We start from the raw sequence: 12,491 nt of genomic DNA on the forward strand, positions 1-12,491 counted from the left end.
TACCCCCTTTAACCAGGGGGTATTTTTTTGACTATTTTCCTGTACCTACTGTCATTTTACAAAGTAGGGCGCTAAAGTAGGAGCCTACTTGGATACAACAACAAAAAACCCTCGCTTACCAGGCAAGGGTTAAAACCAAGGAAAAATGATACAGATAATCCGAAGAGAGAAGCGTTGTATATATTTATACTACACTACCTGGACTAAAAGCGATAAAAATTACGGCTATTGCGGTTGAGTAAATAATCAACGTATAAAATATTACCGTCTACGCCCCTTCAGCTTTTTTATCAAGGGCTGCATAAATTCCTTCATATCCCCCTTCGGTGCTAAACCCAAGTTTTCCCGTTGCAGCATCATATCTAGTTCGCTAGTCCGCACTAATTCTTCTATTTTGGATGCTAGGGCATTTTTAATAGTTCCCTTAGCGCTACCCTTCTCTTTCTTGCCACCGGGGGATTTACCTCCTGGTTTCGGCTTGCTGCTAGATGGTTTCTTGGTAGCCATGATGTAATACCTATAATTTGCTTAATGCCGCTGCGATCGAAATGGATTCGGGGCGGAACACCCATTTTACAATAGGAATCTTACTAGGTTGCAGCATCGTCCCCAAAACTTTCTCTACCTCATTATCAGTTTTCGGCTTGCTGATATCAATTTGTTTGGGTTGTTTTTTGCCAAAACCTTTATGAGCTTCATGAATCGTAAAACAGACAGGTAATTCCTCTGTGTCTAAGTCAGGTGTCATGCCGATAGCTTCGCTCAAAAAATCTACCTTACGACTAAGTTCTGCAATTGCTGACATCATTTGAACTTGCTGCATAATTGATGAAATTTCGTACTTCTGGGTGGTATCTCCGTTCGACATAGCTTCAGCTACCATTTCGTAAACGCCAGACGCCCAAGCAGTAGCATTAACATTTTTCCATTCACTCCCTAGGGGCTTGCTGACAGGATTAATTATCAAGCCATTAGCGAGCATCCTGAATAGCGCTTCGCATAGCGCGTAGTAATCCTCACATTCCTCGTTGCCATTACCGCCTGGTACTAAGAATTGCTTGGCAACCTTAAACTTTTTCTTCATTTTGGCGATGCCAAGATATTTGTAAATCTCTTCTACTTTGTCGCAACAATTCATTGGCTTGTACCTTTGTGGATAATTGGGTAAGTTTTGTGGAACGATGGTTATTAAATTGTTAATAGGAATTTTAGTTCCATCACTTGCGTCACACGTACCGCCTGTTGGTGAGTATGTGTTAATCCATATTTCTTCGTTATTGATGTTACCGTTAGCATTTTGCAACATCATCTTTTTTTCACGAACATAGGAATAAATATTTTGTTCTTCACCTCGAATAATATAAAAATCAGCGTTGTCAGCGTAACTTACGTAGATTCCATAATCTGGGACAGAATATCCCCTAAAGAAACTTATTTCCCAACTACCGCTAATATCTTCGACAGACAGTAACTCCTGAGAAGGTATTGCTATGTTGCGGGCAATATTAGTTTGTTTTACTGTACCTTTTTGGGTAACGGAATTATAGTTAATAATATTTCTAACAGTCCGTTCGCGCCGATAACCATTATAAATTACCTGCCGAAAATAGTAACCCGTAAATTCTATTGTACACACTCTACCCACAACTGGCATCGGGAAAACTGGAATACCAGGTATTTGCTGTTGCTGTTGCTTTTCCTCTTTCTCGCCATCGGGAGCAAATGTCACACCGCCTTTAGCGCCCGGTATTTCATACCCCAATCTTATAGAAGTTTTGCCGTCTTTGTCGTTGGCAACTTCAATTTTAAATCCTAAAGCTGAAACACCCAATTTACTCGACTCACTGCCATTCCCTTCAGCGTTGACGCCAAATCCCAAAACGTTAACACCAAAAGAAACATTTTCTACGGAGACTCCAGTTGGAGTACGTTTTATTTCTCCTCCAAAACTGACGCCGAACCCTTGCTTAATACCTAGGTCTACCTCTGCTTTTGCAGATTGTTCAGCAGGATTAATATTGATGGATACTCCCGGTGCTCCTAATTCTGCTATCCCTGCTGCTGCATCACCCACTGCTGATATACCACCGTAGCTACCAAGTTCTCGCGTGCCGGATATCCCTAAGTTACCTACCTCGGGTGATGCAGCAGCAGGCTTGCTCCCCATATCAATTTGTTCAGTTGGGCGACGAGAACTATCTTTATCAAGGTTGATTGACCTACTTCTTTTCATGACGCTTAAAATTCCATAATTAAAATGCGTATCCAAAAAGGTGCAGCATCAACAGCGGAGGACGTGTCGTTTTTCACTAATATTGAAACTGTTCCAGCGACTTGCACAATAGCTGTCATAGTAAGCGCCCAATAACCTGTATTGGGATTATTGTGAACAGGTACTACATGACAATAAGCTCCCACCATTGCACCTGCAACCGGAATATCGAAAGAGAATAACCCTTGGCTGGCAATACTGGGAAAATCAACTACCTGCGCGTGCGATCGAACTGATTTAATAGCTGTGGCAGCGACCCCAATTTTCAGAGGTTGGGAAATAAAAAACTCTGTTGCAGATGAATACCAGCGCCAGAAAGGAGCACCGGGTTGTGCTGCATAAAATCCTATATCCCCTGTGGCAGGGTTGTGCATTAAATAATTTGCATTATACGCCCCTTGAAAATGTATACCCCCCCAACCGCTTTTGAGAATAGCTGAAATAGCTACGCTTCCATATATACCAGTATTGACAACACCGAACCCCCCTTTATCTGTTTCTAATGGCAGTGGTAATCTTTCTACCGTCCCCGCACCACCACCTCTGCCAAGCAGCGAATTAGCGGGGACATTTACAAGCCTTCCTTCTAATGCCAATTCTAGAGAGGCTATTCTTGCACTTAATTCTGAAAAATCATCGTTTTTTTTTGAAATATCAACGGTAGTCGCAAATTCAATCTCTATGAAATCGGTTTGTTTGAGCAACCCATGGCCGTAGTCAATAAGTTGAATTCCGAGAGCGTCGTTATACTCCAATAACCGCACCTGAGCTTTTCCTAGATAAGGAATAAGCAAATCGAAATATGATTTGCGTCCGGCGTTAGTAAGAATAATTTCAGCCTTTTCGCGCCATACCCCAGTGTTATTTTTCCGACTCAGAATCCTCAAACCAACTTTCTGACTTGCTAATTCTGCTGCGGTGAACATTGCTAACCTTTCTGCTTCTGATTCATCCCCTTCATAATTAGGAAATTTCATGAGTTGAAAGCTTTTAAGGCTTACGTTGCAGAAGCACGCTTCCAGATATACGGCAGCCTTTTCTCCGGTAAGTAATGGTTCGTCGCGGAAGTGTACTATTTCCGTAACTACGTTTGTAGTAGTAGAGCTAAGTGCAATTGAAAATGTCCGAGTTGATAGTGTCATATATTTACAAAGTAGGGCGCTAAAGTAGGAGCCTACTTTAGATTAAGTCATTACAATAAAATCCGAAAAGCCATCCCCAAAACCTTCTATAAAACCCTCTAAGAAATTGCCTAATGCAGGATTTTCCTCAGTAATGGATTCTACTTTGTTATTAATTGCAGAAGCGATAGTAAATGATTGTCCTTCTTGTAGCCCCCAGTTAGCAATGGCGTCGTCGATTCCTTTGATGCCTGTACGAACGTTATTCCTTGCCCATTTGCGAAGTTCCATATAACCTAATTTAGCCGCTAAATTGCGAGCATACCTGACAAAGGTATTAGCAAGCTGACTTAATTCTTCGACTAGCTCTTCTTGTATATCACTACCCGCCTGTTGTGCCGTAATACACAGCGCTGCCGATGCAGTAATGTTTATGGTCATTTTGGGGTTGCCTTTGCCCCCACCTAGTGCAAAACCAGCAAGCATTCTGCCTGTCGATTCGCCAACCGTGTTTAAGAAAGAAACGTACATACTTTCTAGTTCGGCGATTATTGAGGCATCCGATTGCTGCCAATCAAGATTGTACAGAACATTAGTAGTTCCGACAATAGCTTGTTGAAGCGTAGGCAACATTAGCCCTAAAGTAAAGCCACCAATCTTGACACTACCCAATGCTGACCACATAGAAGCAATACCGCCTGACGCAACTGCGGTGATTCCTGTAGCGCTACCAACAAACCAACCAGCTACCGCAACGGCAGCACCACCGCTAATAGCTCCAATCGGGTCGTTTTTAAGCCAGTCACCAAATATTCCCCAGTCACCCCGCATGATTGCAGAAAATAGCTCTTTACCACCTTCTATCATGCGGTTGCCTAAGTCTAATGCAGCCTGTACACCACTTTTTATCGCATTCCATACTTGCGATGCAGCGTCCTGTAGCCATTTGCCTGGACTAACCCCTTCGGTACTAAAGGCGAGCGCTGAATTTTCGATCGTCACGCCGTATGTTTTTTGAGTCATCTACTGTTCTCCCTAGGTCAATAACCATTCTGTTGCTACTTCAGAAATATTACCACCTGCAACAATTGTAGTAATATAGGGCAATTGAAATGTACCGGAATACACGCGTGTATTTGCGTTAAAAGTACAGGTGACATTAGTTAATGCTTGAGTGTTTTTAGCACCGTTGTTTTGCCAAGCAATGATGTATAACACTACGTCAATGAAATACTGAGACAGTGTGGTTGATTTGATGGTTCCCAAAGGGTTGCCTGCATTAAAAATAGTGCTAGGCAGATAAGGCATGGTAACATCGGTAAATGTACCTGTCGCAGGAGTCCAAATAAGATTACCTGGAATGGTGAATTTGCCATCCATTACAAATGAATCATCTTTTGTTGATTCAAATCTATTAACGGATTCGGTGTCTGCGCGTTCAGCGTTTTGGTACAGGTGTACCAATTGCCAAAGCTGTCCTTCGATTGTGGTGGCGCTTATTGTTGCCCCTGTACCAGGTGTTATTATTGCCATAATATAAGTAGGGCGCTAAAGTAGGGCGCTACTTTGTAAAGTGAGTCTACTTATATAAAATAACATTCTTTTTTACCAAAGGAATGGATTTATTCATAAGTGGCAGTCTTAAGGTGGCGGAGTCAAAGTAACAATCGGCAATTGGTCGTTTTTCGGCAGGTATAACAGACTTCCCTGCAACAATTATTTCCTTCTCTTTTTTATATTTTGTTGGTGAAGTGCTAGTCGTGAGGTTAAATCCATCTTTGTCGGGTATAGTATCGATAATTTTGAGAATAGCCGTAAATAACTCAATACCATCTTTTTGATTTTTTACATAAGCATAGCCTTCTAATCCTTGTAAACGGGCAATTTGTCCAGAGTAAGACAAACACTCTTTACCTTTTTTCCACAAATATTTAGTGTCGCCAAAAATGTTTTTTATTTTGTTCGCCCACCGTTTTATATCAGCAGGAGTAACTTGCTTGGCTAATTTAATCTGAGCAATTTTTGCTTCATCAGTAAACCCAGCAAGTCGAAGCCACTTTTTCCCAACTTTTTTATCTTCGCTGATAAAAGAAAGTTCAATTAATGGAAATCCCTTAAGCGGGGGCTTGCTATTTTTCCCACTCACAGTATTGTTGCTAGCAGCGTTTTGATACCCAATTGCAACAATATGTGCAATTAAATCGCGAGTAGTACCAGCTAAAATATAACTTTCCGATTCATTATCCCTGTCTGGGAAATATTCAATGTAACGAACACCCGATTTACTATCTAATTGAGTAAGCTCTAAATATTTCGGCGCAATCCAATCAGATATTCTGAAATTGGTAACTGCTTGATTACGGTTTGGAATCCCCCGTCTCCATTCGTTCCACCATTCGTCCCAATCTATGCCCCCAGTGCGAATAAGCTCCCGGATAGCAAAGAGTAGTGATGGCTCTTCATTGGTAAGTTTCAGATTCTCCGGTTTAGGTGCAGGTTGTTTGGGCATAATACACTTTCGACTTTATTTTGTATTGTAATGCAAAATATATCTAAACCTAATAGGTTTAGCACACAAAAAGAAGAGAGAAGGTGCGACATTATCCATGATTGCTGCACTACAATACAAATACAAACAAACGAAAGAAAGAGATATCATGGGAAGAGCAATTACCAGCGGACAACTAGAACTTCGTGTCGCTCGCGCAAAACGGCGCGAAGCAGCTATTCTTGCAAAAAAATTAGCAGTATCCGCTAAGCCATACGCTAAAAAACCACCGACAGATATCATCCTAGCCAATCAAGTAGGCAACGAAAAAGTATTTGTCCGCATTCCAACACCTTCAGCGGTTCTGGCTAAACTTCCTGACGGAATTAAACAAGCTTTAGGTATGAAGCCCGCAAGCAGTACGCTAGCGCAATTAGGAACTGGTTCAAGTATCGTGGATTTTGCTGGAAATCATAAAAAAGTGCTTCGAGTATCTGTTTACCCAGGTCTACCAACACCCCAAGTAAAAACTACAACTTGGGGTACTAGAGTCGTAAAAATGACTGACAAAAGTTTTTCTTTCCCTGTCGGTGGCGATAGCGTAGATGCGGTAGTTGCGGCTTTTCAGGCTGCGTTTACGGGAACAGGCCCCGCTCGGGTGTTGCTTGGCGCGAGTGATACTGCTGGATACGCAGTATTAAGACTAGGTAAAACAACCATTTCTACCGTCAAAGCTTAAGTACAATATCATGGTTAAAATATCAGCAGTAGCAGAAAACTGGAATATTGTTTGGCAAACGAATCTTGATGCCACAGGTACAATACCCTACCCGCGAGTTTTCTCCCCAACCATTTTAAGTTCACCAATTGTAGCGATTTCGGTGTCTGCTACTGCTGATTATTGGAAAAACCAAGCTATTGGATATGTCAATCAACAAATAGAATCAGGCTTACTAGGAAACGGATTGGCTAGAGTCAACAGTAAACGAATAATAATCTCAGGCGAATTAAGTATAATACATTTTCCGTTTACTGTTGACTACCGCTTATCAATCGATTTATTTTCTAAAGTAGCAACTACCGTTGCAATCAGTGTTTACGAATATACAGGAATAATTGCATGAAAGATACAATAATGCTCAAAATCGATATCGCCCTACTAAGTGCAACCATAGCTATTTTGACTGGCGTCCTGAGTGGCTTAAACGTTGTTTGGCAAGCAAAGCGTCAAGCGATTGTTGATTCGCAAAAAATATTACACGCACTTGATTTGATCGAACAGCGACTAAACCATATCGAACAGCGACTAGATAAAACGGATAATTTTATTGCCCAGAACAGCGGATTTACCGGAAGAGACCTATGACAAATAAGAGAATGTACAGCATAGTCGTAACAGGCGTTGGCTCTACAGCTATTATTTCGAGCCTTGGGGTGTTGCTGCTAGCCCAGCAAGGTAAATCTGTGTCGGGATGCTTAGAGCTTGCTTTGGCAGCATTAGCGAGTCTAACCGGATTGCTGGTCACACCCCCTGAGAAGTAAATCTGTGTGTTTCAAGTTTAATACTTTTACATTTTACAAAGTAGGCTCCTAAAGTAGGGCGCTACTTGAAGGAATACATAAAATAATATATTTATATTTATATTTATATTTATATTTATATTTATTCCCTCCCTCACACCGCCCTTTATTATGTTTTTTTGGATTGGAAAGTGTGGTGTGGTGTTATTTGTAATGTCCCATTTTTGAAATTGGGTGTCAACCCCCTTGTAACAATTATTTACATACAAAGGGGTTCATTTTTATTTGCCTATAAAGTGAACCCAGAATAAACCATCGGGTATGCAGGTACGCTCGATCAAGTCGTAGCTGTAATGCAGATATTCACCACTTAAATCAGTTCGATAGCCGTCTGAAAACCATTCGCCGTAAGGGTCATGAACGATAAACCCCTTTTCGTCGTAACCAGTCAGCACAATAATGTGCCCGTATTCCGTAAAGTATCCATGCGTAATACAAGGATTACCCTCGCTTAAATGTGCCTTTACGGCGTCTATAGTTGCTGTTGCGGTGTAATTGTCATTCAAGCCGTAATCGCGCACCAGAGTAGCTAAATCTTGTGGTGAATGCCTGTCAAGGCGACGCTTCTCCATGTATGCGTACAGTTCATCTTCTAGTTGTATCCCTTGACACTGAGGTCTCACACCCCCCCAAAGCAGACACATCGCAACAGAGGTGACGTTACAACTGCCTGTCGGATTACGTTTGTTGTCTAACTGTGAAAGGTACGGTACATCAAGCTTTACAGAGTTTTTCATAAGTACGTAGTGCGTTTTGCGTTACATTGGCTACGCCTTAATTGTAACGAACTGTAACAATCCAGTTCGATTTACTTGATGAAACTAATATCGCATTTCATCAAGTAAATCGAACTGGATTGGAGGAACATTATCGCTAATATTTCAAAATCTAAATTCAATAACACCCCTGTTTACTACTGCACTAAAGCTGGAATTGTTTTAGATCAACGCCCAACTACGGGCGCTCTGGCTAAGCATATTGTCCGATTTGCCAGTAAATGGGAATACAGGGTTTATCGCGAATTAGTCCAGATGGTTGGTGTTGATAATGTTGGACTTCAATCCAAAATTATCCTTAAAGATACGACGGGAAATACAGGGCGCCTAACATATGTGTGCGACTTCCTTGTTTATAACTTCTTTTATGTAGAAGCCAAGGGATTCTTAACACCAGAAGCACGCTGCAAATTGAAAGTATTGGAGCTTCTGCACCCTTCTATCGCAGCACGATTACTGATAGTCACGGAAAAGCCTCAACGCTTATTTGGTGCAAAATGTCCGCCTACATTGTCGGTCGCAGAATTGACAAAGACAGTCAAAAACTTTGAAAAATATCGTATCCAAAACAATGACAAATGACACCGCAGCGCCCGCAATTGCCGATGTACCAGTTTTTAACTGGAGAGAAATTCGTTTAGTTTCTCACCCACTAAATTTGACGATGCTAGAACCCGACGGCTATCGGCATATCAAAGTTTGTCACTTACTGAATGAGAGCACGCACACTGAACCGCAACAAGCACGAATCGTCGTTTTCGATGAAGAATATGTTCGGCAAGTGATTGCAGGTCTGATTGTCCCGCTAGTATTTGATGCAATAGAAAGCAATAGACTAACGGAATTTCGACACAGAATAGCCCTTTTAGTAGGTGACGTTACAGCATCGCTTGAGGACACATTCCTTAATGCGCTAGCCGAGGGGCAGAAGCTCACAAAAAAAGAGTGTTTGAAGAGTTACAAGAATAGCTAGTAAACTCTCTCACTCTATTCTCCAAGTAGGCTCCTAAAGTAGGGAGCTACTTGGATACATCAACAACATGGCATCAACAACATGACAATTTATTACAATCCAGCAACAGAGAAGTATCCCGCAAAATTGAATGTCAGCCCAGAAAGGCTAACCGTTGCTGACACTATTGCCGTCACCGAGATGATTGTTTCATTGTCGCCAGATTCACTTGATATGACAATGATTTTGAACGCTAGCTGCGTAGGTATTGAATCCCGTGACAAAGGCTTTAAAGCTGAAAATAGTAAGTGCAATCTCTCGTTTAAGCGAGAGAAGAAACAGCAGTATAGCGTCGAACAGAAAAAATACGAAGAAGTCGCGGTCAGCAAAGATGAAAATTATTTATTCGTCATCTTGAGCGACTTCTTCGTCAAAAATCCAGCAGTAGGCTATACGGGACAAATCTTGCCGTGGATTAATCCATTCTTTTGGGAATTAATTGACCAAAATACTGCTGCATCTTCTGCGATGGCGGGCACAATGAAAGATAAAATTTTTAGTTTATCCCCACTGCCGGCTCTTAACTATTTGACCGAAGAAGACAAGACTAAGCTTGTTGCTGGAGCAAATCAATTTAGCAATAACAAAGGTGCTTACACAAAAGCTGAATCAGAAGCAGAAAAACTGCAAGCACGATTAGCTTTTTTAAAGGCTCAGACTAGCTGCTTATTTGAGTGGCAAACATTGGGAGAATTAGCTTTGATAATAAGGGCTGATGCGGACAGCGACATCGGGCTTAGTACGAAACTAGCAATTGAGCTAACAGTAAAATTGATGGGAAATAAACAATGAATGATCGACAATTAGAAATGATTGATTTTGCTCGAAAGCTTCATTCTGATACAGAATCGGGAGTCAACTATTTTGAAACAGAAAGTGACGAAACCCTTGGTGATGCAATTACCAGGCATCTGAGGCTCGTAACCGCAGGTTTACACGAAGCCGAATACAAGCTACTTGCAAGCTTCGCAATGATGCAATCCACGCTATGCAGCATTGTTCCCGTAATCCAGCTTTTGGGTGATTCCGGCTCCGGTAAATCTCAAATGTTGTTAGCCATTGAATTACTAAGCGGTCAAGAGCCGATAGCAGGGGGTTCTACGGGGGCAAGTCTAAAAAACCACATCAACCTCATACGATGGGTTGACCCTACAGTAATGACTTACGAGAAAAACTGCTTGTTACTGGTTGACAATACTAACTCTGACACGTTTGATTCAAACGACTGTTTGGCAGCCTTCCTAAATGGCTACAATCGTAAAACAGACAGGCAATTCATTAGCAATGGCAAAGGTGAAAACATTGAGTTCCGTACTTTTTGCCCCAAATTATTTACTAGCGTTTGGCAAATCGAAAGCAAGGAGTTGTTGCGCCGTACCTTGGTAATCAGAACCAAAAAAACCAAGGATTTGGAAAATACAGTAGAACTGGATGCTATTAATTGGTCAGTTCCCGCAGCCGAAATCAGAAACTTTTGGGAGCAACCTATCAATTGGCATGAATTTGCTGCCACTAGGAAACAGTTGCAAGCAAGTCAAAAGCCTCGACACAGTAAAGAGTATTGGACATTACTGAGAGACTTGCTTGCAACTGGCGTTACTACAGGGGTATGGCATGACGCTAAATCAGCAATATCCGAAGTTGCCGACTGGCTTGACGGAAGCACAAAAAAGAAAATTCACATAGTCGATAGTATTGTCATCGAAGCGATTGAGCAATATTGTGGCAAAAAACGTGCTGATTGGGAAATCCTTAGCTCGGTAATCAACTTAGATATACCTCCGAAAATAATCAAGCAAGGTATTGATTCAGCGGTGTCAGACGGCATTCTAGAGCGTCCAAAATTAGCAGCAGTTCAAGAATGCCTAAAATCACTAAATTTTAAGCCTTTTAGGAACGAGTCCGATAAGTTTGTGTATCGTTTCATCGGCGAAAACAAATGAAGCCTTTTATCGATATGTACAACGAGTTGGGTATTAATCCTACGGATACTTGGCAAGAAAAATACTTGGGGTTTTTTGTCTCCTCAAGTAATGTAGAAGCCCTAGAACGCTTAAACTGGCTGGCAAATTACTTTGACTGCTTGACCACAGAGTTGAAGACTGACTCCGAATTTAACGAGTTTGCCTCAGGTCTGTTATCGGTTAATGTCCAATTGTCTGAGAAAATAGCTAGCCTCCTATCTACGATTGTATCCAAGTAGCTCCCTACTTTAGGAGCCTACTTGGAGAATAGCGAGTCCGAAATGACTTTAAACTATTTATTTATTTACAGGAGCCTCGCAGATGAGTGAATCGCTGAGCAAATCAATCAATACTCTCTTAGCTGCTCAAAAAAGCAGGTGTGAGCTTGAATATCTCACTTCAATAAGGCCGGTCAACAACAAATATGGTGTCATTTGGTACTGGTCAATCGACGGCGCTGAACCAGTAGACGTAGACAACACATTTGCCACCGTGGAAGAAGCTATCGCTTCACTCATCCAATACCTCGAAACTTTTGTCCCGCCCAAAGAGGACGATGATGATGAGGATAATGATGATGATGAGTATGAGTATGAGTATTAACAGGCTCTGCTATCCAGGAAACCCTTTACATGATGAGTGAAGCACCAAATAATACCGATGAAGAGTTGTCACCATCGGTATTGACACTAGACGATATCCTAAAGCGACTAGCTCATCTGGAGGCGATTGTTGAAGCCACTAAGGCAACACCTCGGTTAGACAATCGCTTGAGAAAAGTTGCAAGCTTTAATGTTTGTATCTCAGTTTTTGATTCTTTGACCGCGATAGCATTAGAACGAGAAATAACTCGCTCAGAACTGTTGCGCCACATTGTAGAAACATGGCTTGCAGCTACAACTAACAACGGTCGCCCAAAAGTCACTAAATCTAAGCCGGTTGGTTTTGATAAAAAATCAAAAACACCTACTGACACAATCACTGAACTGGAGTTTTAACCGCGTGAACATCAAAGACTTTGTTGATCAAATCAATGAATCAGACGCCATAGGATTGGTTATTCATCCTGTAATTCTATCTCTAGACTCTTCTTGGGATTTAGCGGGGGCAAATACGAAATATTACTGGGCTACTCAGTATCGAGAAAGCATCCCTTTCGATACTGAGTGGGAAGCATTCCTCGACTTTCTGGCATCACTGAACTGGGAAACCCCTGAGCTTTGGAATGCGGACAATACCTATGCCTGTGACGAGTCTGAGCCACCATTCTAGGAAGG

The 12,491-nt window shown here is 41.7% G+C and carries 18 protein-coding genes and 1 pseudogene; 12 read left to right on the forward strand and 7 right to left on the reverse strand.

Features of this window, described 5'->3' with window-relative positions:
* Positions 1 to 261: 261 nt before the first annotated feature.
* Genes JGK36_RS30900 through JGK36_RS30925 form a run of 6 tightly spaced genes read right to left on the reverse strand, consistent with a single transcriptional unit; the run spans position 262 to position 5,902 of the window.
* Positions 262 to 507, reverse strand: coding sequence for a hypothetical protein (locus JGK36_RS30900; RefSeq protein WP_293190258.1), 246 nt, complete (start codon positions 505 to 507; stop codon positions 262 to 264).
* Positions 508 to 517: 10 nt separating this feature from the next.
* Positions 518 to 2,269 (reverse strand): hypothetical protein, encoded by a 1,752-nt coding sequence (locus JGK36_RS30905; protein ID WP_293201286.1) that lies wholly within the window; start codon positions 2,267 to 2,269, stop codon positions 518 to 520.
* Positions 2,239 to 3,414 (reverse strand): hypothetical protein, encoded by a 1,176-nt coding sequence (locus JGK36_RS30910; RefSeq protein ID WP_293199089.1) that lies wholly within the window; start codon positions 3,412 to 3,414, stop codon positions 2,239 to 2,241. The genes JGK36_RS30905 and JGK36_RS30910 overlap by 31 nt, the downstream gene beginning before the upstream one ends.
* Before the next feature lie 42 nt (positions 3,415 to 3,456).
* Positions 3,457 to 4,416, reverse strand: a complete 960-nt coding sequence (locus JGK36_RS30915) for a hypothetical protein (protein WP_293186692.1) — start codon at positions 4,414 to 4,416, stop codon at positions 3,457 to 3,459.
* A 12-nt stretch (positions 4,417 to 4,428) separates the two neighbouring features.
* Positions 4,429 to 4,926 (reverse strand): hypothetical protein, encoded by a 498-nt coding sequence (locus tag JGK36_RS30920; RefSeq protein ID WP_293199091.1) that lies wholly within the window; start codon positions 4,924 to 4,926, stop codon positions 4,429 to 4,431.
* 46 nt (positions 4,927 to 4,972) lie between these two features.
* Positions 4,973 to 5,902 (reverse strand): hypothetical protein, encoded by a 930-nt coding sequence (locus tag JGK36_RS30925; RefSeq protein ID WP_293199094.1) that lies wholly within the window; start codon positions 5,900 to 5,902, stop codon positions 4,973 to 4,975.
* Between the two features lie 97 nt (positions 5,903 to 5,999).
* On the opposite strand from JGK36_RS30925, the gene JGK36_RS30930 reads away from it, so the two are divergent.
* Genes JGK36_RS30930 through JGK36_RS30945 form a run of 4 tightly spaced genes read left to right on the forward strand, consistent with a single transcriptional unit; the run spans position 6,000 to position 7,423 of the window.
* Positions 6,000 to 6,620, forward strand: coding sequence for a hypothetical protein (locus tag JGK36_RS30930; RefSeq protein ID WP_293199096.1), 621 nt, complete (start codon positions 6,000 to 6,002; stop codon positions 6,618 to 6,620).
* A gap of 10 nt (positions 6,621 to 6,630) precedes the next feature.
* Positions 6,631 to 7,005 (forward strand): hypothetical protein, encoded by a 375-nt coding sequence (locus tag JGK36_RS30935; protein ID WP_293186696.1) that lies wholly within the window; start codon positions 6,631 to 6,633, stop codon positions 7,003 to 7,005.
* Complete coding sequence (locus JGK36_RS30940) at positions 7,002 to 7,247, forward strand: hypothetical protein (protein WP_293186697.1); 246 nt, start codon at positions 7,002 to 7,004, stop codon at positions 7,245 to 7,247. The genes JGK36_RS30935 and JGK36_RS30940 overlap by 4 nt, the downstream gene beginning before the upstream one ends.
* A complete protein-coding gene (locus JGK36_RS30945; protein WP_293186698.1) occupies positions 7,244 to 7,423 on the forward strand; it encodes a hypothetical protein in 180 nt (59 codons plus the stop codon). Before JGK36_RS30940 ends, JGK36_RS30945 begins: the two co-directional genes overlap by 4 nt.
* Before the next feature lie 260 nt (positions 7,424 to 7,683).
* Here JGK36_RS30945 and JGK36_RS30950 read toward each other — a convergent pair.
* Positions 7,684 to 8,190: pseudogene (locus tag JGK36_RS30950) on the reverse strand (C39 family peptidase); the annotation flags it as partial.
* A gap of 303 nt (positions 8,191 to 8,493) precedes the next feature.
* On the opposite strand from JGK36_RS30950, the gene JGK36_RS30955 reads away from it, so the two are divergent.
* From JGK36_RS30955 to JGK36_RS30990, 8 genes are all read left to right on the forward strand, one after another.
* Complete coding sequence (locus tag JGK36_RS30955; protein WP_293199098.1) at positions 8,494 to 8,820, forward strand: hypothetical protein; 327 nt, start codon at positions 8,494 to 8,496, stop codon at positions 8,818 to 8,820.
* On the forward strand, positions 8,810 to 9,211 hold the full coding sequence (locus JGK36_RS30960; protein ID WP_293199100.1) for a hypothetical protein: 402 nt from the start codon (positions 8,810 to 8,812) through the stop codon (positions 9,209 to 9,211). Before JGK36_RS30955 ends, JGK36_RS30960 begins: the two co-directional genes overlap by 11 nt.
* Positions 9,212 to 9,292: 81 nt before the next feature.
* Positions 9,293 to 10,042, forward strand: coding sequence for a hypothetical protein (locus JGK36_RS30965; RefSeq protein WP_293199103.1), 750 nt, complete (start codon positions 9,293 to 9,295; stop codon positions 10,040 to 10,042).
* A complete protein-coding gene (locus JGK36_RS30970) occupies positions 10,039 to 11,193 on the forward strand; it encodes a hypothetical protein (protein WP_293199106.1) in 1,155 nt (384 codons plus the stop codon). The genes JGK36_RS30965 and JGK36_RS30970 overlap by 4 nt, the downstream gene beginning before the upstream one ends.
* Positions 11,190 to 11,453: a hypothetical protein gene (locus JGK36_RS30975; protein WP_293186703.1), complete on the forward strand. Its 264-nt coding sequence runs from the start codon at positions 11,190 to 11,192 to the stop codon at positions 11,451 to 11,453. Before JGK36_RS30970 ends, JGK36_RS30975 begins: the two co-directional genes overlap by 4 nt.
* A gap of 82 nt (positions 11,454 to 11,535) precedes the next feature.
* Entirely contained in the window at positions 11,536 to 11,817 is a 282-nt protein-coding gene (locus tag JGK36_RS30980; RefSeq protein ID WP_293186704.1) for a hypothetical protein, read from the forward strand.
* Between the two features lie 29 nt (positions 11,818 to 11,846).
* Entirely contained in the window at positions 11,847 to 12,212 is a 366-nt protein-coding gene (locus tag JGK36_RS30985) for a hypothetical protein (RefSeq protein ID WP_293186705.1), read from the forward strand.
* A 4-nt stretch (positions 12,213 to 12,216) separates the two neighbouring features.
* Positions 12,217 to 12,486, forward strand: a complete 270-nt coding sequence (locus JGK36_RS30990) for a hypothetical protein (protein WP_293190283.1) — start codon at positions 12,217 to 12,219, stop codon at positions 12,484 to 12,486.
* Positions 12,487 to 12,491: the final 5 nt, after the last annotated feature.

This window comes from Microcoleus sp. PH2017_35_SFW_U_B, from assembly GCF_020737865.1.
In the GTDB taxonomy this organism is placed as follows: Bacteria; Cyanobacteriota; Cyanobacteriia; order Cyanobacteriales; family Microcoleaceae; genus Microcoleus.

What these genes read in the sequence shown, in the direction of transcription:
- JGK36_RS30900 (WP_293190258.1), bottom strand. Translation starts at nt 507, where the DNA reads ATGGCTACCAAGAAACCATCTAGCAGCAAGCCGAAACCAGGAGGTAAA.
- JGK36_RS30910 (WP_293199089.1), bottom strand. Translation starts at nt 3,414, where the DNA reads ATGACACTATCAACTCGGACATTTTCAATTGCACTTAGCTCTACTACT.
- JGK36_RS30915 (WP_293186692.1), bottom strand. Translation starts at nt 4,416, where the DNA reads ATGACTCAAAAAACATACGGCGTGACGATCGAAAATTCAGCGCTCGCC.
- JGK36_RS30920 (WP_293199091.1), bottom strand. Translation starts at nt 4,926, where the DNA reads ATGGCAATAATAACACCTGGTACAGGGGCAACAATAAGCGCCACCACA.
- JGK36_RS30925 (WP_293199094.1), bottom strand. Translation starts at nt 5,902, where the DNA reads ATGCCCAAACAACCTGCACCTAAACCGGAGAATCTGAAACTTACCAAT.
- JGK36_RS30930 (WP_293199096.1), top strand. Translation starts at nt 6,000, where the DNA reads ATGATTGCTGCACTACAATACAAATACAAACAAACGAAAGAAAGAGAT.
- JGK36_RS30935 (WP_293186696.1), top strand. Translation starts at nt 6,631, where the DNA reads ATGGTTAAAATATCAGCAGTAGCAGAAAACTGGAATATTGTTTGGCAA.
- JGK36_RS30940 (WP_293186697.1), top strand. Translation starts at nt 7,002, where the DNA reads ATGAAAGATACAATAATGCTCAAAATCGATATCGCCCTACTAAGTGCA.
- JGK36_RS30945 (WP_293186698.1), top strand. Translation starts at nt 7,244, where the DNA reads ATGACAAATAAGAGAATGTACAGCATAGTCGTAACAGGCGTTGGCTCT.
- JGK36_RS30955 (WP_293199098.1), top strand. Translation starts at nt 8,494, where the DNA reads ATGGTTGGTGTTGATAATGTTGGACTTCAATCCAAAATTATCCTTAAA.
- JGK36_RS30960 (WP_293199100.1), top strand. Translation starts at nt 8,810, where the DNA reads ATGACAAATGACACCGCAGCGCCCGCAATTGCCGATGTACCAGTTTTT.
- JGK36_RS30965 (WP_293199103.1), top strand. Translation starts at nt 9,293, where the DNA reads ATGACAATTTATTACAATCCAGCAACAGAGAAGTATCCCGCAAAATTG.
- JGK36_RS30970 (WP_293199106.1), top strand. Translation starts at nt 10,039, where the DNA reads ATGAATGATCGACAATTAGAAATGATTGATTTTGCTCGAAAGCTTCAT.
- JGK36_RS30975 (WP_293186703.1), top strand. Translation starts at nt 11,190, where the DNA reads ATGAAGCCTTTTATCGATATGTACAACGAGTTGGGTATTAATCCTACG.
- JGK36_RS30980 (WP_293186704.1), top strand. Translation starts at nt 11,536, where the DNA reads ATGAGTGAATCGCTGAGCAAATCAATCAATACTCTCTTAGCTGCTCAA.
- JGK36_RS30985 (WP_293186705.1), top strand. Translation starts at nt 11,847, where the DNA reads ATGATGAGTGAAGCACCAAATAATACCGATGAAGAGTTGTCACCATCG.